This window comes from Aeromonas enteropelogenes, from assembly GCF_020097295.1.
Lineage (GTDB): Bacteria > Pseudomonadota > Gammaproteobacteria > Enterobacterales > Aeromonadaceae > Aeromonas > Aeromonas enteropelogenes.
Map to the genome: position 1 here is coordinate 3,902,154 of NZ_CP083625.1, position 18,209 is coordinate 3,920,362.

At 64.2% G+C, this 18,209-nt stretch carries 13 protein-coding genes; all 13 read left to right on the forward strand.

Annotation, left to right across the window (positions count from 1 at the left end; all coding sequences use genetic code 11):
- The first annotated feature begins 27 nt into the window (after positions 1-27).
- The 13 genes from LA321_RS17995 to nuoI all read left to right on the forward strand — a co-directional run bounded on the left by LA321_RS17995 (position 28) and on the right by nuoI (position 18,204).
- Complete coding sequence (locus LA321_RS17995; RefSeq protein WP_042069673.1) at positions 28-2,172, forward strand: TonB-dependent hemoglobin/transferrin/lactoferrin family receptor; 2,145 nt, start codon at positions 28-30, stop codon at positions 2,170-2,172.
- On the forward strand, positions 2,172-4,181 hold the full coding sequence (locus LA321_RS18000; RefSeq protein ID WP_042069674.1) for a prolyl oligopeptidase family serine peptidase: 2,010 nt from the start codon (positions 2,172-2,174) through the stop codon (positions 4,179-4,181). Before LA321_RS17995 ends, LA321_RS18000 begins: the two co-directional genes overlap by 1 nt.
- A complete protein-coding gene (locus LA321_RS18005) occupies positions 4,178-6,622 on the forward strand; it encodes a proprotein convertase P-domain-containing protein (RefSeq protein WP_082043352.1) in 2,445 nt (814 codons plus the stop codon). Before LA321_RS18000 ends, LA321_RS18005 begins: the two co-directional genes overlap by 4 nt.
- Before the next feature lie 56 nt (positions 6,623-6,678).
- Positions 6,679-8,124 carry an Lcl C-terminal domain-containing protein gene (locus LA321_RS18010; protein WP_052445711.1) on the forward strand — a complete coding sequence of 482 codons (1,446 nt, stop codon included), beginning with the start codon at positions 6,679-6,681 and terminating at the stop codon, positions 8,122-8,124.
- Between the two features lie 13 nt (positions 8,125-8,137).
- Entirely contained in the window at positions 8,138-8,707 is a 570-nt protein-coding gene (locus LA321_RS18015; RefSeq protein ID WP_042069676.1) for an Lcl C-terminal domain-containing protein, read from the forward strand.
- A gap of 289 nt (positions 8,708-8,996) precedes the next feature.
- Complete coding sequence (locus tag LA321_RS18020) at positions 8,997-9,401, forward strand: NADH-quinone oxidoreductase subunit A (RefSeq protein ID WP_026457425.1); 405 nt, start codon at positions 8,997-8,999, stop codon at positions 9,399-9,401.
- Between the two features lie 29 nt (positions 9,402-9,430).
- The gene (locus tag LA321_RS18025) at positions 9,431-10,105 is read left to right on the forward strand and encodes a NuoB/complex I 20 kDa subunit family protein (RefSeq protein WP_026457426.1); all 675 of its coding nucleotides are present in this window, start codon (positions 9,431-9,433) and stop codon (positions 10,103-10,105) included.
- Between the two features lie 2 nt (positions 10,106-10,107).
- Positions 10,108-11,913: an NADH-quinone oxidoreductase subunit C/D gene (gene nuoC, locus LA321_RS18030; RefSeq protein ID WP_042069677.1), complete on the forward strand. Its 1,806-nt coding sequence runs from the start codon at positions 10,108-10,110 to the stop codon at positions 11,911-11,913.
- A gap of 75 nt (positions 11,914-11,988) precedes the next feature.
- The gene (gene nuoE / locus LA321_RS18035; RefSeq protein WP_042069678.1) at positions 11,989-12,534 is read left to right on the forward strand and encodes an NADH-quinone oxidoreductase subunit NuoE; all 546 of its coding nucleotides are present in this window, start codon (positions 11,989-11,991) and stop codon (positions 12,532-12,534) included.
- Positions 12,531-13,916 carry an NADH-quinone oxidoreductase subunit NuoF gene (gene nuoF / locus LA321_RS18040; protein ID WP_042069679.1) on the forward strand — a complete coding sequence of 462 codons (1,386 nt, stop codon included), beginning with the start codon at positions 12,531-12,533 and terminating at the stop codon, positions 13,914-13,916. Before nuoE ends, nuoF begins: the two co-directional genes overlap by 4 nt.
- A 41-nt stretch (positions 13,917-13,957) precedes the next feature.
- Positions 13,958-16,687: an NADH-quinone oxidoreductase subunit NuoG gene (gene nuoG / locus LA321_RS18045; RefSeq protein ID WP_042069680.1), complete on the forward strand. Its 2,730-nt coding sequence runs from the start codon at positions 13,958-13,960 to the stop codon at positions 16,685-16,687.
- The gene (nuoH, locus tag LA321_RS18050) at positions 16,684-17,652 is read left to right on the forward strand and encodes an NADH-quinone oxidoreductase subunit NuoH (protein WP_042069682.1); all 969 of its coding nucleotides are present in this window, start codon (positions 16,684-16,686) and stop codon (positions 17,650-17,652) included. Before nuoG ends, nuoH begins: the two co-directional genes overlap by 4 nt.
- Positions 17,653-17,661: 9 nt before the next feature.
- Complete coding sequence (nuoI, locus tag LA321_RS18055; RefSeq protein WP_026458087.1) at positions 17,662-18,204, forward strand: NADH-quinone oxidoreductase subunit NuoI; 543 nt, start codon at positions 17,662-17,664, stop codon at positions 18,202-18,204.
- The last annotated feature ends 5 nt before the right edge of the window (positions 18,205-18,209 follow it).

An 18,209-nucleotide genomic window follows, 5' to 3' on the forward strand; every position in this document is an offset into this window, starting at 1 on the left:
CAGGCATAAACAAGAATAATTATCATTATGAAAAAACTGCTTCAGGCATGGCCGGCGCTGCTCTGCGCTTCGGCTGGCGCAACCGATCTGCCTCCAGAGGGACAAGGCAAGGCGCGCAGCGACGACACCATCATCGTTACCGGACAGAGGGTGCAACAGAAACTCTCCGATGTCTCCGGCTCTATCTCCGTCATCACCCAGGAGGAGCTCGACCGCCAGGTGGCCAGCGAGCTGACCCATGTGTTTCGCAAAATCCCCGGCGTCTCTGTCACCGGCTCTGCCGGGCGCCCGCAGAACATCAGCGTGCGCGGCATCGGCGGCAACCGCATCCTGCTGATCAAGGATGGCGTGCGGGTCAGCGATGGTTTCGGGGCCGACAACATCAACGACAAGGTCGGCCGTTTCAATTTCGATCTCGATGACATCAAGCAGATTGAGGTCGCCAAGGGGGCGGGTTCCTCCCTGCACGGCTCGGACGCCATCGGCGGCACCGTAGTGATGAACACCAAGCAGCCGGAAGATTATCTGCAGCAACAGGATGGCTATCTGGCGGCCAAGACCCTCTATGGCGGCGACAGCAACAAGAAGAAGCTGAGCATGACGGGGGCCATGCGGGTGCTGGAGAGCGAACACCTGCTGCGCCTCTCCGGCTGGCGCGGCAACGAGACGGTCAACTATGAAGAGAACCGCATTCCCGCCGATCTCGACGGCATGAGCGCCTCCACCAGCAGCCGTTTTCCACTCAATGCCCACCATGCCGTGCGCCTGGAGCTGGATTATTACGAGGATCATGCCAAACGGCAAATGGGCCCGAGAGCCGTGCCCCAGCCGGATGGTCGCTGGGATGTGATCCGGTTTCGCGAAAACGGGGATCAACTCACCCGGGGGGGCAAGCTTGGCTGGGAGGCCCGCGATCTGGGCTTCATAGACAGCCTCAATCTGAGCCTTTATGGCAGCCAGTCGCGCAACGAGGCCAACCAGCGCCAGCTGCTGCGCAACGAGGAGCTGAGCGGCTATCCCAGGTATCGCAGCCAGCGCACCTTCTCCACCTTCGAGGAGCAGCGCCTTGGCAGCGAGCTGGCCCTGCAGAGCACGCTGGTCACCGGGCCACTGGCACACACCTTCAGTTATGGCCTCGAGTTCGAGCAGGCCAACCACGAAAGACCGGTCAGCAGCCTGTCGCTGGAAGATGGCATCACCACCCAGGGCCAGAAAGCCCCCTTCAGCAAGGCCGACACCCGGCGGGAAGGGATCTGGCTGAGCGACGTGATCACCCTGGGCAACTGGCAATTCACCCCGACCCTGCGCTTCGATCGCCAGCACCTGAGCGCGCCTGGCAGTGCTCTGGCAGACAACAGCAACGATCACCTCTCACCGAGCCTCTCCGCCAGCTACCGCTTCAACGACACCTGGCGCAGCTGGCTCAGCTACGCCAATGGCTTCCGGGCCCCTGGCTACGATCAGGTCTATGGCAATATTCCTCACTACTTTGCCATCCCACCGTTCGAGATCATTCCCAACCCCAAACTCAAGGAGGAGACCAGCCACAGCCTGGAGTGGGGCATCAACGGCCAGAGCGACAGCTGGAGCCTTAAACCCGCCCTCTTCTACAACCGCTACTACAACTTCATCGACTGGCGAGAGACAGGTTTTCGCATCGATGATGGGGTCTTCCTGCGCCAGTATCGCAACGTCGCCCGGGCCGAAACCTGGGGCGCCGAGCTGGCCGCCAGCCTGTGGCTCAACGATGAGTGGGAGCTGTCGACCAATCTGGCCTGGATGGATGGCAAGGATCATCGCGGCGAGCCGCTGCGTACCCAGACCCCGCTTGAGGGCAACACCACACTGCGCTGGCAGCAAGTCGACTGGGGGGTGGAGTTGAGCGGCAACTATGCCGCCGCCATGACCAAGGTGCCCAAATGCGCCAGCGCCCAGATCGGCTACAACGGCGCCTGCCAGAGCAGTGCCGGCTGGTTCAGCCTGGATCTCACAGGAGACTGGCAAATCACCGACGCCCTCAAGGTCAATGCCACCATCGGCAACCTGCTCGATACCCGCTACGTGCGCTATCAGGATGTAGCCGGGCTGCCCGCCGGCAGCGATACCTCCCTCTACAGCCAGAGTGGCCGCTACATCTCGGCCAGCCTCAGCTACCGCTTCGTGGGGATGTGATGAGACTCGATATTCTGGTGGCCACCCTGTTGGGCACCCCCTGGTCGTGGGCGCAATCTCCCCTCTCGCCGCCTCCCATTGCCAGTCAGCCGCACCTGATTGCCAGTGCCCCCGCTCGCCATGACCCCTATTTCTGGCTAAGGGACGAGAGTCGCAGCAATCCTGCCATCCTCGCCCTGCTGCAGGAGCAAAATCGCTGGAGCGAGCAGCAGCTGGCCAGCCAGCAGCCGCTGGAGGCTCGCCTGCGCACCGAATTTGCCCGTCACCCGAAAGGAGATCCGGCGCCGGACAACTGGCTCATCCGGGGTGAGCTGGCGTGGCAGGTGCGCGCCGATGGCTCCCTCTGGCAGCGCCAGCAGGGGGAGTCCCGGCAACTGCTCCCGCCACGGGCCGACGAAGGCTATTACGCCGTCGGCGGCTGGGCCCTGAGCCCGGACAACCGCCTGCTGGCCATCGCCGAAGATCGCCGCGGCGATCTCGACTACCGCATCACCCTGATCGCGCTGCACGGAGGTAACACCCTCACCACCCTGCCCCATCGCAGCGCCGATCTCGCCTGGTCACAAGATGGCCAGACCCTTTACACCATCGCCAACGAGCGCGGCACCCTGCGTCCCTGGCAGCTGCTCAGCTGGGGGGCTGGGCGCGAACAGACCCTCTATGAGGAGGCGGATCCCGCCTGGCTGCTGAGCCTCTATCGCACCACCGATGGCCAGCATCTGCTGCTGCAGGGCAACAACCACGACAGCTCGGAGCAATACCTGCTCGACTCAGGCCAACCGGAGCTTATCCTGCCCCGCCGGCGCGGGGTGGAGTACTACCTCGACAGCCAGTCCGGCTGGGTGATCAAGAGCAACCGGGATGGCGCCTTCGCCCTCTATGGCGCTGCTGCGCCCGGGAGCGAGTGGCAGCGGCTCTGGCCTGAACCGGGGGAAGATCTCGGCGATCCCGAGAAGTGGCGACTGTTTGATCGCCATCTGGTGGTGCAGTTTCGCCAGCAGGGGGAGGAGTGGCTCGCCCTGCTCGATCGCAGCGGCCGAGAACGGCAGCGGCTACCACTCGCCATGGGGGCCGGGACCGGCTGGTTGCAGGGGGAACACGATCCTGCCAGCGACCGCATCCTGGTGCGCACCCAGGGGCTGAGCCAGCCCCCGGGCCAACGCTGGCTCGACCTGACCAGTGGCCGCTGGCAGGACCATGATGATCCATCCCGGGCAAACAGCCTGCCCTATCACAGCGAACGTCGCTGGGTACGCTCCGCCGACGGCACCCGGGTGCCGGTCTCGCTGGTGTGGCGAGCGGATGTAGCGTCCCGCGCCGTGCTGCTCTATGGCTACGGAGCCTATGGCACACCGATGCGCCCCTACTACCAGAAAGAGCTCCTCAGTCTGCTGGATCGGGGCTTTGTCTATGCCATCGCCCATGTCCGCGGCGGCGGCATGCTGGGGGAGCAATGGACCCGTGATGGTCGGGGGATCAACAAGCCAAACGGCATCAGCGACTTTATCGCGGTGGGGCAAGCCCTGCGCCACTGGTCAAGCGACGCCTCCCCCCTGCCCCTGTTTGCCATGGGAGGCAGTGCCGGCGGCACCCTGGTGGCGGCAGCTCTCAATCAGCAGCCCACCCTGTTCAGCGGCGCCGTGCTGCAGGTCCCCTTCGTCGATCTGCTCGGCACCATGAGCGATCCCGCGCTGCCCCTGACCCGCCAGGAGTACCGGGAGTGGGGCAATCCGGCCAGGGCGGCGGAATATCAGGCGATGCGCCGCGTGAGCCCTTACGACAACCTGCACCGGGCCCCCTATCCCCCCCTGCTGATCACCACCGCCCTGCACGACAGCCAGGTGCCCTACTGGGAGCCGGTCAAATGGCTGGCCCGCCTGCGCGAACACAGCACGGGATCAGGCCCCTACCTGCTGCTGACCGAGTTTGAGGGTGGCCATGACGCCGGTGGTGGCGATCGCGCCCGTGAATTTGCCTTCTTGTTGCACCTGGCGGGGATCACACGATGACCCTGCCCCTGATTGGGAGTACTACTATGAAACCCCTGTTGCCCGCCCTCCTGCTGGGGCTGGCCGGCTTTGCGACCCAGGCGGCCGAACTGCGTTTTGTCGAGCAGGACGCCCCCGCCGATCCCCGCCTCTGGCTCGAGCAGCAGCTCGGCGTCACCCTGAGCCAGGATCCGGCCTATGAGCGCCAGGGCCAGCTTGGCCGGTATCTTCATTTTCGGCAGCAGGCAAACGGCGCGCCGATCGCCGGCCTGGTGGCAGCCGTCAGCCTGGACGATCAGGGCCGCCCCTGGCGTCTCTATCACAACACCCGCCCCGTCAAGGCCCAGGCAGCACCCTGTGATGACGCCTCTCGCGGCGGTGTGGATGCCTACATTGCCACCCTCGACAGCGCCGTCTGGACGACGGCCGCCAGCAGCGACGCCGAACCCTGGTTCTGGCTGGATGATGACAAGCTGATCCCGGCCTGGCGCCTGCTCGCGAGCGAAAAGCTGCCGGGCAACAGCAAGTCCAGCCACTGGCAGCTGTTTGTCAGCTGTGATGGCGGCGCCCTGCAGGGCCGCTCCTTGCAGCAGGCCAGCACGACCGCCGATGCTACCCCCTTGCCGGGCGATGCCACGACAGTAGCGGCCAGGGTCTTTGCCCTGGATCCCCGCACCCAGCTGCAAGATGGCAACCTGCTCTGGCGCCATGATCTGGTACTGGGGGTGCAGGCTTATCGCACCGTCACCCTGCCGGTACAAAAAGTGGGTGACACCCATTACCTGAGCGGGCCCCGTGCCCGGGTCGTGGGCAGCACGGAACCCGACAACGAGCCCTTCAGCAGCGACGATGCCGCAGGCTTCCAGCTGGATCACCAGCAGCCGGGCTTTCTCGACATCAACGCCTACTACCATCTGGATCTGGCACGACGCCATCTCGATGCCCTCGGTTACGACGCTCTGATAGCGGGCGCCATCACCATCGACACGGATGCGGGCAATCAGGACAACTCCCTCTATGATCCCTTCCTGCGCCAGCTGGAGATTGGCCAGATCGGGGTGCCGGATGCCGAAGATCCCATGGTGATCTGGCACGAGTTCGGCCATGCGGTGCAGCACCACATCCTGCCCGACATGGGAGATGAGGGGGACTGGGGCGCCATTGGCGAGGGCTTTAGCGACTACCTGGCCGCCAGCTGGCGCCAGAGAAGCGAAGAGGCCCGCCAGTTCGAGCCCTTCATGGTGTTCAACTGGGATGCCAGGATAAGTGGCCGGACCCCGCGCCAACTCGACGATCTGCGCGCCCGCTATCACCCGGGGTTCCTCTATCCGGCCCACCTCACCATCAACGGCAGCAACGGCGATCAGCTGTGGGGCACCCCGCTCTTCACCGCCCTGCGCCAGGCCGTCGAGAGTCATGGCGAGGTCGCTCGGGACGAGTTCGATCGCCTGCTCATCGAATCCCACTTCGGCCTGGGCCCCGAGCTGCGGATGCCCCAACTGGCCCGCGTCACCGTGGATACCGCCCGGCGCCTCTATCCGGAACGCCGCTATGCCGAGTTGCTGGAGCAGGCATTTCGCCATCACGCCCTGCTGCCGACCCCGGTGCAGGCGCGCCTTGCCGATGGCAGCTACCTGCTGCCGGGAGAGAAGAAGAACCTTGCCATCGAGCTTGCCAACCTGAGCGGCCGGACGCTCGCCATCACCGACGCCAGTCTGCTGCCGGTCAAGGGGCTCCTGGGGGATGGTCACTGGCAAGGGCGCCTGGCCGCCAATGAGAGCGGACGCTGGTCCCTGCCGCTGGAGGCAGCGAGCAATCTGGCGTGTGGCGAAACGCTCACCCTGCCGCTGCAATTCCAGCTCGATCTACCCAGCCCCACCGAGCGTCAGACCCGCCTCGACCTGCAACTGCCCATCGGCGAGCCTGTCTGGCAACGGGCCAGCGGCCATGGCGGCCAGATCAAGGATGCCACCAGCCAGGAGCAGCACGGCCTGTCGCGCTTCACCCTCACCCTGCCCGCCGGCAAGGCGCGCATCGACGAGGGCTTTGTGGTGGCACTGGATCTGACCCACGACAAGCTGGAGCAGCTGGAGATATGGCTCACCTCCCCCTATGGCACCCGGGTCAGCCTGTGGAACAAGGGCTATGCCAGCCATACCCGGCTCAAGGGGGAATATCCCCATGAGCTGGTACCGTTCGAATCGCTGGAAAAACTCAAGGGGGAACCACTCGGCGGACTCTGGACCCTGGAGATCAACGACACCCAGGCTGGCGAAAGCGGCCAGCTCAGGGAGTGGCGCGTCGCCCAGCAGGTTGGTGCCCGCTGCACCAGGGAGGAGAACCTCCCCACCAGCGGCGTCATCCCCCTCGACAAGGATGAAGGGGGCGGTGGCAGCCTCTCCCCCCTGCTGTTGTTGCTGGCGCTTCCCCACCTCTGGTACCGCCGTCGCACGGCGTGCTGAATCATGATCACGGGCGCTCGCCGCCCGTCCTTTGCGTCCATATGAAGGAATTCGATGTGAAACACCCTCTCCTGCTTGTCACGGCCCTCTCGGCCCTGCTCGCCGCCTGTGGTGGCGGGGAAGAGAGCGCCCCGCTGGCCACCCCCAGGTACCGGGTCGACGTGACCCTGCCCGCCGCCGGCACCCTGTGCGCCGATCTGGATCAGAACTGGCGATGTAATCCGGGCGAGCCCGCCGTCAGTGGCGAAGGTCGCCTGACTCTGACCGGCCAATCGACCCATATCGTCAACTCGCCGCTGCTGTTCATCCCTCGCGCAGGCGGTCTTCCCCTGGCTCACCCCGCCGCCCGTGGCGATCAGCTGCACCTGCAACCGACCCTGCTGAGCTCACTGTGGCAGAGCCGCATTGCCGAGGGGATCGCCGTCGACAGCGCGCTGACCCAGCTGCTGGCGGCACTCGCCCCCCTGCAACCGGGCACGGGGCGCGAGGCGCTCAGCGCCCTTCCCCAGTTTGATCAGGCGCTGCAGCAACTGGCGATCAACCTGTTGCAGGCGGCGCAGATCCCGCTGTCTGGCGGCAAGGGCCATCTGCAGCTCGCCACCGGCTATCGCACCCTCAATCTGATGCTGGCCGAGCTGGCCCTGACGTGGCAGCAAGATGGCCGCTTCGCCGACGATACCCTGCCCAGACTGCTGGCATTGCTGGCGCAGCAGCAACCGCGCGATCTTCTGACCGTGACCGGCGTGACCACCTTCTCCGATGGCCGGGATCCCCTGCTTGCGCACGAACCCGCCGACTTCCCGGGCCAAGATGCACATTGGAATCGCACTCGCCCCCAGCTCGCCTATCGTAAGCTCGATGACAAGGGGCAGGAGCTGGCGGACGACGCCTCCAGCTGGCAATGCGTCAAGGATCTCAACACCGGGCTGGTGTGGGAGGTCAAATCTGACGATCCCCTGAGTCCGGCCTGGAAAGGCAAGCCGTTTGCCTACGAAGATGAGCAGTTCACCGCCACGACGGGGGAACAGACCGCGGCCAGGCTGCATATTCTTCCCCTGATCGAACGCTTCACGGCCGACGGGGACCAGGAGTCCCTGGCACGGGCGCAACACCTGACCACTCTGGTCACCAGCCACGCCTATCAGCAGTGGCTCAATGGCGAGCAACGCTGCGGCATTACCCGCTGGCGACTGCCGACCATGGCCGAGCTGATGTCGCTGATGCACTACGGCAGCCTGGCCACGGACGCCATGGGCCAGAACATCACCCTGGATCAGCGCTACTTCCCCGATGTGGCGCCCTCAGCCGAAGAGGCCTACCCGGGCTACTACTGGAGCGCCACCAGCACCACGGCCCAGCGCCTTTCCGGCGGCCCCGTCAGCAAACGCACAGCCGTGTTCCTGCAACAGGGTGCCGATGCGGGCACCACCTACCCCGCCATGATCCAGCAAGAGGATTACCCCGAGCTGATGCAGCTGCGCCTGGTCGCCACCCCCAACTGATTTGAGGAATACCATGAGACTTCATCGCGTTACGTTTGCCATGCTGGCGCTGCTTTCGCCCCTGGCACAGGGTGCCGCCATCTGTGATGACACCATGGATCGCACCGCTCCTTCCGCCCGTTACATCGACAATGGCAACGGCACCGTCACCGACCAGCACACCAATCTGGTCTGGATGCGCTGCAGGCTGGGCCAGACATGGAACGGTACCACCTGCCTGGGGGAACCCACTTCCTACTACTGGCAACAGGGGTTGCAGATAGCCGAGCGGATCCGCAGCGACAGCAGCCACGCCCTGTATCACTTTGGCGGCATCAGCCAGTGGCGCCTGCCCGATATCAAGGAGCTGACCACCCTGGTGGAACATGCTTGCATGAAACCATCCCTCAACGACACAATCTTCCCGCGCGCCATGGCGGGGGAAGGCAAGGAGGTCAGGGATGGCTACGTCTATCTGATGAGCGCTACCGTCGCCCCCTTCAACGGGCAGATGGTCTATCTCGATGTCACGACCGGTGATATCGGCTATCGCCAGTTTGCCGCCTACCAGGATCAGGTGTTGCTGGTCGCGAGCAAACCCTGACTCTCTGACGGAGTCATCACCACGCAGGAGAGGCCCTCTGGCCTCTCTTTTTTCTTGTTTTCCCCATCTGGCCCGCTCGCGGTCTGACCAGTTTCCCTCTTTTTCCCCCGATCCCGGCCCCTTTCCCCGAGGAAGAGCAGGAAAAAAGTGCGCGTCTTAACAAAATTTAACATCCAACCAGTCGATTAATAATTAAGCGGCAAAAATGACATGTAAATCAGTACGGAAATGTCATACTACGTAACATCAATGTTAAGTAGCATGAATAGTTTGGTTAGGGAAAACCTCTATGTTTGCCGATATTGCTGTCCAACACTGGGCTTTTGCCATTTATGTCGTTGCTGCCATCTGCCTCTGCCTGGGAATGATCGGCCTTGCCGCCGTACTGGGGGGGCGCGCCTACGGCCGCACCAAGAACAAACCCTTCGAATCCGGTGTCGACTCGGTCGGCAGTGCCCGCCTGCGTTTTTCCGCCAAGTTCTATCTGGTCGCCATGTTCTTCGTCATCTTCGATGTCGAGGCGCTCTATCTGTTTGCCTGGTCGGTATCGGTGCGCGAAACCGGCTGGGTCGGCTTCATCGAGGCCACCATTTTCATCGTTTTGCTGCTCATCGGCCTGGTCTACCTCTGGCGCATCGGTGCGCTGGACTGGTCGCCGCGCAAGGCGCCACTAAACGACAAGAAAACTGACTGAATCACAGATCCTTTCCTTGAGGTTGCACCATGAAGTACACCCTGACCCGGATAGATCCGGATGCGCCCATCGAGCGCTATCCCCAGGAGCAGCGACAGACCGTCGATGACCCGCTGGCACAAGAGGCGACGCGCGGCATCATGATGGGGCGTCTCGAGGAAGTGCTGCAAGACACGGTCAACTGGGGCCGCAAGAACTCCCTCTGGCCCTACAACTTCGGCATCTCCTGCTGCTACGTGGAGATGTGTACCGCCTTCACCTCCCCCCACGACGTCGCCCGCTTCGGCGCCGAAGTGATCCGGGCCTCTCCCCGTCAGGCCGATTTCATGGTGATAGCCGGCACCCCCTTCATCAAGATGGCGCCGGTCATTCAGCGTCTCTACGAGCAGCTGCTCGAACCCAAGTGGGTCATCTCCATGGGGGCCTGTGCCAACTCGGGGGGCATGTACGACATCTACTCCGTGGTGCAGGGGGTCGACAAGTTCCTGCCGGTCGATGTCTACATTCCGGGCTGCCCCCCCCGCCCCGAAGCCTTCCTGCAGGCCCTGATGCTGCTGCAGGAGTCCATCGGCAAGGAGCGCCGGCCACTCTCCTGGGTAGTGGGCGATCAGGGGATCTACCGCCCCCAGATGCAGGCCGAAAAAGAGCGCAAGCGTGGCGAGCGGATCAATGTGACCAACCTGCGCACGCCGGATGAGATCTGACCATGAAATTGACCCGAGAGTTTCCAAGCAACTACACCATGGCCCAGTGGCAGCCAAGCGATCATCAGGATGCCAGGGTGATAGGCGAACTGTTCGCCCACTTTGGCGCTGACCATTTCACGCTGCAAACCACCCGCACCGGCGTGCCCGTGGTCTGGCTCGCCCGTGAGCTCTTGCTCGACGTGATGGGCTTCTTGCGCGCCCTTCCCTCCCCGTTCGTGATGCTGTTTGACTTGAGCGCTACCGACGAGCGGATGCGCAGCCACCGGGAAGGGCTGCCCCAGAGCGACTTCACCGTCTTCTATCACCTCATCTCCATCGAGCGAAACAGCGATCTGATGCTGAAGGTGGCGCTGCTGGAGAGCGATCTGACCCTGCCCACCATCACCGGCCAGTTCCCCAACGCCAACTGGTACGAGCGGGAGGTGTGGGATCTGCTGGGGATCACCTTCGACGGTCACCCCCACCTGACCCGGATCATGATGCCCAAGAGCTGGCAGGGACACCCCCTGCGCAAGGACTATCCGGCGCGGGCCACTGAATTTGATCCCTTCATGCTCGATGCCGCCAAGCAGGACATGGAGCAGGAAAACCTGCTGTTCAAGCCCGAGGAGTGGGGCCTGGCCCGTGGCAACGAGAACGAGGACTACATGTTCTTGAACCTCGGCCCGAACCACCCCTCCGCCCACGGCGCGTTTCGCCTGGTGTTGCAGCTCGATGGCGAGGAGATCCGCAACTGCGTGCCCGACATCGGCTATCACCACCGCGGCGCCGAGAAGATGGGGGAGCGCCAGTCCTGGCACAGCTACATCCCCTACACCGACCGGGTTGAGTACTTAGGGGGCGTGATGAACAACCTCCCCTACGTGCTGGCGGTCGAGAAGCTCGCCGGCATCAAGGTGCCGCAACGGGTCGACATGATCCGGGTGATGATGGCGGAGCTGTTTCGCATCCAGAGCCACCTCCTGTTCCTCGGCACCTATATCCAGGACGTGGGGGCCATGACCCCGGTCTTCTTCACCTTCACCGACCGCCAGCGCATCTACACCATCATCGAGGCCATCACGGGGGCGCGCATGCACCCGGCCTGGTTTCGCATCGGCGGCGTGGCTCACGATCTGCCTCAAGGGTGGCAGCGTCTCATCCAGGACAATCTGCTGAGCTGGCTGCCCAAGCGACTGATGGAGTATGAGAAGGCAGCGATGCGCAACAGCATACTGCGTGGACGCACCATAGGCGTCGCCGCCTACACCACCGAACAGGCGCTCGCCTGGGGCACCACGGGCGCTGGCCTGCGGGCCACTGGCCTCAACTTTGACGTGCGCAAATGGCGCCCCTATTCGGGCTACGATCAGTTCGACTTCGAGGTGCCGGTGGGCAGCAATGGGGATGCCTACGACCGCGCCACCGTGCGCATCGAGGAGATCCGCCAGAGCATGTCGATCATCGAGCAGTGCATGAAGAACATGCCGGAAGGGCCGTTCAAGGCGGATCACCCGCTCACCACACCGCCACCCAAGGAGCGCACCCTGCAGCACATCGAGACCCTGATCACCCACTTCCTGCAAGTGTCGTGGGGACCGGTCATGCCGGCGGCCGAGTCGCTGCAGATGATCGAGGCGACCAAGGGGATCAACAGCTACTACCTGACCAGCGATGGCTCCACCATGAGCTACCGGACCCGGATCCGCACTCCGAGCTTTGCCCACCTGCAACAGATCCCCTCGGTGATCAAGGGCAGCATGGTATCGGATCTCATCGTCTACCTGGGCAGCATCGATTTCGTTATGTCGGATGTGGACCGTTGAGTCATGTCGCCCCCTTCGCGAAGGGGGCGGCAGACGAGACGCGCAGTAAAGGGACAAGCCACCAAAGGTCAAGTCATGAGCCAGCAATGTCAGTGTCATCATAATCAGACCCCAGAGGGGCAAGGGGCATGCAGCAGCAGCCAGCAGGGCGATTTCGTCCTGAGCCAGGCGGAGCGCGATGCCATCGAACACGAGAAGCACCACTACGAAGATCCCCGCGCCGCCAGCATAGAGGCACTCAAGATCGTGCAGCAGGCCCGCGGCTGGGTCCCCGACGGCGCCATTCACGCCATCGCCGCCGAGCTTGGCATTCCCGCCAGCGATGTGGAGGGGGTCGCTACCTTCTACAGTCAGATCTTCCGCCAGCCGGTGGGACGCCACATCATCCGGGTCTGCGACAGCATGGTTTGCTACATCAACGGTCACGAACAACTGCTGGCCGGTCTTAAAGAGGTGATGAACCTCGCCCCCGGCCAGACCAGCGCCGATGGCCGCTTCACCCTGCTGCCGGTCTGCTGCCTCGGCAACTGCGACAAGGGGCCGGCGCTGATGATCGACGACGACACCTATGGCGGGCTCGATCCCGTCAGCCTGCTCAAGACTCTGGAGGCTTACCCATGAGCCTTGATCAGCGCAAGATCCTCGCCTCCTTCGGCACCGCCAATCGTGCCCCTCGCGCCCCCGAGACCCACCCGCTCACCTGGCGCCTGCGCGACGACGGCCAGCCGGTGTGGCTTGACGAATATCAGGCCAAACAGGGCTATGAGGCCGCCCGCAAAGCCCTCGGCCAGATGAGCCCGGATGAAATTGTCAACACGGTCAAGGAGGCCGGCCTCAAGGGGCGCGGCGGCGCGGGCTTTCCCACCGGGGTGAAGTGGGGCCTGATGCCCAAGGACGAGAGCATGAACATCCGTTACCTGCTCTGCAACGCCGACGAGATGGAACCCAACACCTGGAAAGACAGGTTGCTGATGGAGCAGCTGCCCCACCTGCTCATCGAGGGGATGATCATCTCGGCCCGGGCGCTCAAGGCCTACCGCGGCTACATCTTCCTGCGCGGCGAGTATGTGGATGCGGCCATCCATCTGCGCCGCGCCGTCGAGGAGGCCAAGGCCGCGGGGCTGCTTGGCAAGAACATCCTGGGCTCGGGCTTTGATTTCGAGCTGTTTGTCCACACCGGTGCCGGCCGCTACATCTGCGGCGAAGAGACGGCCCTTATCAACTCCCTGGAAGGGCGCCGCGCCAACCCGCGCGCCAAACCCCCCTTCCCCGCCGTCTCCGGCGTCTGGGGCAAGCCCACCTGCGTCAACAACGTCGAGACCCTGTGCAACGTGCCGGCCATCATAGGCCAGGGCGTGGCCTGGTATCAGGGGCTGGCGCTACCGGGCTCGGAAGATCACGGCACCAAGCTGATGGGCTTCTCCGGCAGGGTCAACAACCCGGGGGTCTGGGAACTTCCCTTCGGCATCACCGCTCGCGAACTGTTCGAGGAGTACGCCGGGGGCATGAAGAGCGGCTATCGCCTCAAGGCCTGGCAACCGGGGGGCGCCGGCACCGGCTTCCTGTTGCCAGAACACCTGGACGCCCAGATGTATACCGCCGGCATCGGCAAGGTGGGCACCCGGATGGGCACCGGGCTCGCCATGGCGGTGGATGACAGCATCAACATGGTGAGTTTGCTGCGCAACATGGAGGAGTTCTTCGCCCGCGAATCCTGCGGCTGGTGTACCCCGTGCCGCGATGGCCTGCCCTGGAGCGTCAAGCTGTTGCGGGCGCTGGAGCGTGGCGAAGGGCAATCCGGCGATCTGGCGACCCTGGAGCAGCTGTGCAACTTCCTCGGCCCCGGCAAGACTTTCTGTGCCCACGCCCCCGGCGCCGTCGAGCCGCTGGCCAGCGCCATCAAGTATTTCCGCCCCGAATTCGAGGCCGGGATCAAGGGCCACGGCGACAATCGCAAGCCGCTCAAAGGGATCCAGCCCAATCTTTTGGGCGAGCGCTGGTAAGCGCACTACAGATTTCACCAAACAGGTTTCAGGGAAGAGGTATGGCAACCATTCATGTTGACGGAAAAGAGTACGAGGTAGACGGGGCGGACAACCTGTTGCAAGCCTGCCTGTCGCTGGGTCTCGACGTCCCCTATTTTTGCTGGCACCCGGCGCTTGGCAGCGTCGGCGCCTGCCGCCAGTGCGCGGTCAAGCAGTACCAGAATAGCGATGACAAGCGCGGCCGCCTGGTCATGTCCTGCATGACCCCGGCGAGCGATGGCAGCTACATCGCCATTGAAGATGAAGAGGCAAAAGAGTTTCGCAAGAGCGTGGTGGAGTGGCTGATGACCAACCACCCCCACGACTGCCCGGTGTGCGAAGAGGGGGGCGCCTGCCACCTGCAGGACATGACGGTGATGACCGGCCACAACAGCCGGCGCTACCGCTTCACCAAGCGCACCCACCAGAACCAGGATCTGGGCCCCTTCGTGGCCCACGAGATGAACCGCTGCATCGCCTGCTACCGCTGCGTACGCTACTACAAGGACTACGCCGGCGGCGAGGATCTTGGCGTCTACGGCGCCCACGACAACGTCTACTTCGGCCGGGTAGAGGATGGCACCCTGGAGAGCGAATTCTCCGGCAACCTGGTGGAGGTCTGCCCCACCGGCGTCTTCACCGACAAGACCCACTCCGAGCGCTACAACCGCAAGTGGGACATGCAGTTTGCCCCGAGCGTCTGCCAGCAGTGTGCGGTCGGCTGCAACATCAGCCCGGGGGAGCGCTACGGCGAGCTGCGTCGCATCGAAAACCGTTTCCACGGCGCCCTCAACCACTACTTTCTCTGCGACCGTGGCCGCTTCGGCTATGGCTACGTCAATCTGAGCGATCGGCCGCGCCAACCCTTGCTGCAAGAGGGGAGCGACAAGCTCGCCATCACGGTGGATGGCGCCCTCAACCGCGCCGCCGATGCCCTGCGCACCGCAAGCGGCGTCATCGGCATCGGCTCCCCTCGCGCGTCGCTGGAGAGCAACTTCGCCCTGCGCGAGCTGGTGGGGGCGGAGAATTTCTACAGCGGCGTCGAACAGGCAGAGTGGGCCTGCCAGCTGAAGATGCTGCACATATTGCAGCACGGCGGTATTCGCACCCCGAGCCTGCGTGACATGGAAGAGGCCGACGCCGTGCTGGTGCTCGGCGAGGATGTCACCCAGACTGCCGCCCGCATCGCCCTGGCCCTGCGCCAGGCAGTCAAGGGCAAGGCCCGCGAACTGGCCCGCAAGATGAAAGTCGATCTGTGGCAGGTTGCCGCGGTGCAGACCCTCGGCCAGAACGAGCGCTATCCGCTGCTCATCACCAGTCTCGACACCACCCGTCTCGACGACGTGGCCGCAGAGACCTGGCACGGGGCGCCGGCCGATCAGGCGCGCCTCGGCTTTGCCATCGCCAACCTGCTTGACGGCTCGGCCCCCGCCCCCGCCGATCTCGCCCCCGAGCAACAGGTGCACGCGGCTCGCTGGGCCGAGCTGCTGGGCAGCGCCAAACGGCCGCTTGTTATCGCAGGCTCCGGCGCCCGCTCGCAAGCCTTGATTGAGGCGGCCAGCAATATCGCCCGCGCCCTCAAGGGTCGCGGTCAGGCGGTGGAGCTTGCCCTGGTGGCGCAAGAGGTCAACTCCCTCGGGCTCGCCATGCTGGCCGATGCAGGCAAGCCGCTGGAGGCGGCCTTGGAGCGTATCGAGCGCGAAGATCAGCTGGCGCTGGTGACCCTGGAGAACGATCTCTATCGCCGCGCCCCCCGCAGCCGGGTTGACGGGACGCTCAAGCGCCTCCAGCACCTGCTGGTGGTGGATCACCAGCTCACCCCGACTGCTCAGCAGGCGGATCTGGTGCTGCCCGCCGCCAGCTTTGCCGAGGCGGACGGCACTTTGGTGAACATGGAGGGGCGCGCCCAGCGCTTCTTCCAGGTCTATGCCCCCGCCTTCTACGACGCCGATATCCAGGTGCGCGAAGGGTGGCGCTGGCTGGCGGCCCTGCAAGGGGCGATCAAACGCCAGCCGCTGCGCTGGCAGACCCATGAGCAGATAAGCCAGGCCTGCGCCGCCGCCAATCCGCTGCTGGCCACCATGTTGGAAGCAGCCCCCAACGCCGGCCTGCGTATTCGCGGCATGCGCCTGGCCCGCGAACCGCACCGCTACAGCGGCCGCACCTCCATGCTGGCGGATCAGAACGTGAGCGAGCCGCGGGTGGCGCAGGATCCCGACTCCCCCTTCAACTTCTCCATGGAAGGGTACGCAGGCGCGCGCCAACCCCTGCCCCAGGTGCCCTTCGCCTGGGCGCCGGGCTGGAACTCGCCGTCTGCCTGGAACAAGTTTCAGGACGAGGTGGGCGGCCATCTGCGCGCCGGGGATCCCGGCCGTCGCCTGCTCGAACCGGATGAAGAAAGCTTGGGCTGGTTCGAGGCCATCCCGGCCCCGTTCGCGGCACAATCTGCCCTGCAGGTGGTCAACTATATCCAGCTATTCGGTGGCGAGGAGCTTTCGGCCAGAAGCCCCGTCATCCAGGCCCGCATGGGCGAGCCCGAGCTGGTGCTGAACCCGGCCGATGCGGCGCGCCTGGCCCTGCGCGCGGGCAGTCAGGTGGCCCTCTCCTGGGGCGGCAGCCACTGGCAGTTGCGCCTTCGCCTGAGCGATCGGCTTGCTGCCGGTCTGGTGGGGCTGCCCCTTGGGGTGAACGGCCTGCCGACCGCCCTCTCCCAGGCCACGCTCGATAATCTGCAGGAGGTGATCGCATGAGTGATTCCCTGATGGATCTGCTGATTGAGGTAGGCAAGGCGCTGATCGTGCTGGTGGGGATCGTGGGGGCCGGCGCCTTCATGAGCTTCATCGAGCGCCGCCTGCTCGCCCTGTGGCAGGACAGATACGGTCCCAACCGGGTTGGCCCCTTCGGCCTGCTGCAGCTGGTGGCGGACATGGTGAAGATGTTCTTCAAGGAGGACTGGATCCCGCCCTTCGCCGATCGGCGGATCTTCATCCTGGCCCCCATCATCGCTTTCACCTCCTTCATCCTGGCGTTTGCGGTAGTGCCTATTACCCCCACCTGGGGCGTGGCGGATCTCAACGTGGGTCTGCTCTATATCCTCGCCATCGCGGGGCTGGCGGTCTATGCGGTGCTGTTCGCCGGCTGGTCGAGCAACAACAAATACTCCTTGCTCGGCAGCCTGCGTGCCTCGGCCCAGACCCTCTCCTACGAGGTGTTCCTCGGCCTCTCCTTGATGGGGATAGTGATCCAGAGCGGCAGCTTCAACCTGCGGGAGATCGTCGAAGCCCAGGCGGGCCTGTGGAACGTGGTGCCCCAGTTCCTGGGCTTTGTCACCTTCCTGTTCGCCGGGGTCGCCGTCACCCACCGCCATCCGTTCGATCAGCCGGAAGCGGAGCAGGAGCTCGCCGACGGCTATCACATCGAGTACGCGGGCATGAAGTGGGGGCTGTTCTTCGTGGGTGAGTACATCGGCATAGTGCTGGTCTCAGCCCTCATCGTGACCCTCTTCTTCGGTGGCTGGCATGGACCCTGGTTGCCCCCCTTCATCTGGTTTGCCCTGAAGACCGCCTGCTTCATGGTGCTCTTCATCCTGCTGCGGGCCTCCCTGCCCCGCCCGCGCTTTGACCAGGTGATGGCGTTTGGCTGGAAGGTGTGCCTGCCGCTGACCCTGATCAACATGCTGGTCACCGCAGCCGTGGTGCTGATGAATGTGCAGTGAGACACAAGTATGAAAATCGTGAGCATTATCCAGGGTGTCGGCACCCAGTTACGCAGTCTGGCCATGGTCTTCTCCCATGCCTGGCGGCCCCGTGAAACCCTGAACTACCCGGAGCAGGCGGTCTACGCCCCACCCCGCTATCGCGGCCGCATCGTGCTGACCCGCGATCCGGACGGCGACGAGCGCTGCGTGGCGTGCAACCTGTGCGCCGTGGCCTGCCCGGTCGGCTGCATCTCGCTGCAAAAATCCGAGCGGGAAGATGGCCGCTGGTATCCGGAGTTCTTTCGCATCAACTTCTCCCGCTGCATCTTCTGCGGCCTGTGCGAGGAGGCCTGCCCCACCACCGCCATTCAGCTGACGCCGGATTTCGAGATGGGGGAGTATCGCCGCCAGGATCTGGTGTACGAGAAGGAAGATCTGCTGATCAGCGGCCCCGGCAAATACCCGGACTACAACTTCTATCGCATGAGCGGGATGGCTATCGACGGCAAGCCGAAAGGGGATGCCGAAAACGAGGCCAAACCCATCGACGTCAAGAGCCTGCTGCCCTGAGGAGT

Coding starts and splice junctions, on each gene's coding strand:
- LA321_RS17995 (WP_042069673.1), top strand. CDS start 28: ATGAAAAAACTGCTTCAGGCATGGCCGGCGCTGCTCTGCGCTTCGGCT.
- LA321_RS18000 (WP_042069674.1), top strand. CDS start 2,172: ATGAGACTCGATATTCTGGTGGCCACCCTGTTGGGCACCCCCTGGTCG.
- LA321_RS18005 (WP_082043352.1), top strand. CDS start 4,178: ATGACCCTGCCCCTGATTGGGAGTACTACTATGAAACCCCTGTTGCCC.
- LA321_RS18015 (WP_042069676.1), top strand. CDS start 8,138: ATGAGACTTCATCGCGTTACGTTTGCCATGCTGGCGCTGCTTTCGCCC.
- LA321_RS18020 (WP_026457425.1), top strand. CDS start 8,997: ATGTTTGCCGATATTGCTGTCCAACACTGGGCTTTTGCCATTTATGTC.
- LA321_RS18025 (WP_026457426.1), top strand. CDS start 9,431: ATGAAGTACACCCTGACCCGGATAGATCCGGATGCGCCCATCGAGCGC.
- nuoC (WP_042069677.1), top strand. CDS start 10,108: ATGAAATTGACCCGAGAGTTTCCAAGCAACTACACCATGGCCCAGTGG.
- nuoE (WP_042069678.1), top strand. CDS start 11,989: ATGAGCCAGCAATGTCAGTGTCATCATAATCAGACCCCAGAGGGGCAA.
- nuoF (WP_042069679.1), top strand. CDS start 12,531: ATGAGCCTTGATCAGCGCAAGATCCTCGCCTCCTTCGGCACCGCCAAT.
- nuoG (WP_042069680.1), top strand. CDS start 13,958: ATGGCAACCATTCATGTTGACGGAAAAGAGTACGAGGTAGACGGGGCG.
- nuoH (WP_042069682.1), top strand. CDS start 16,684: ATGAGTGATTCCCTGATGGATCTGCTGATTGAGGTAGGCAAGGCGCTG.
- nuoI (WP_026458087.1), top strand. CDS start 17,662: ATGAAAATCGTGAGCATTATCCAGGGTGTCGGCACCCAGTTACGCAGT.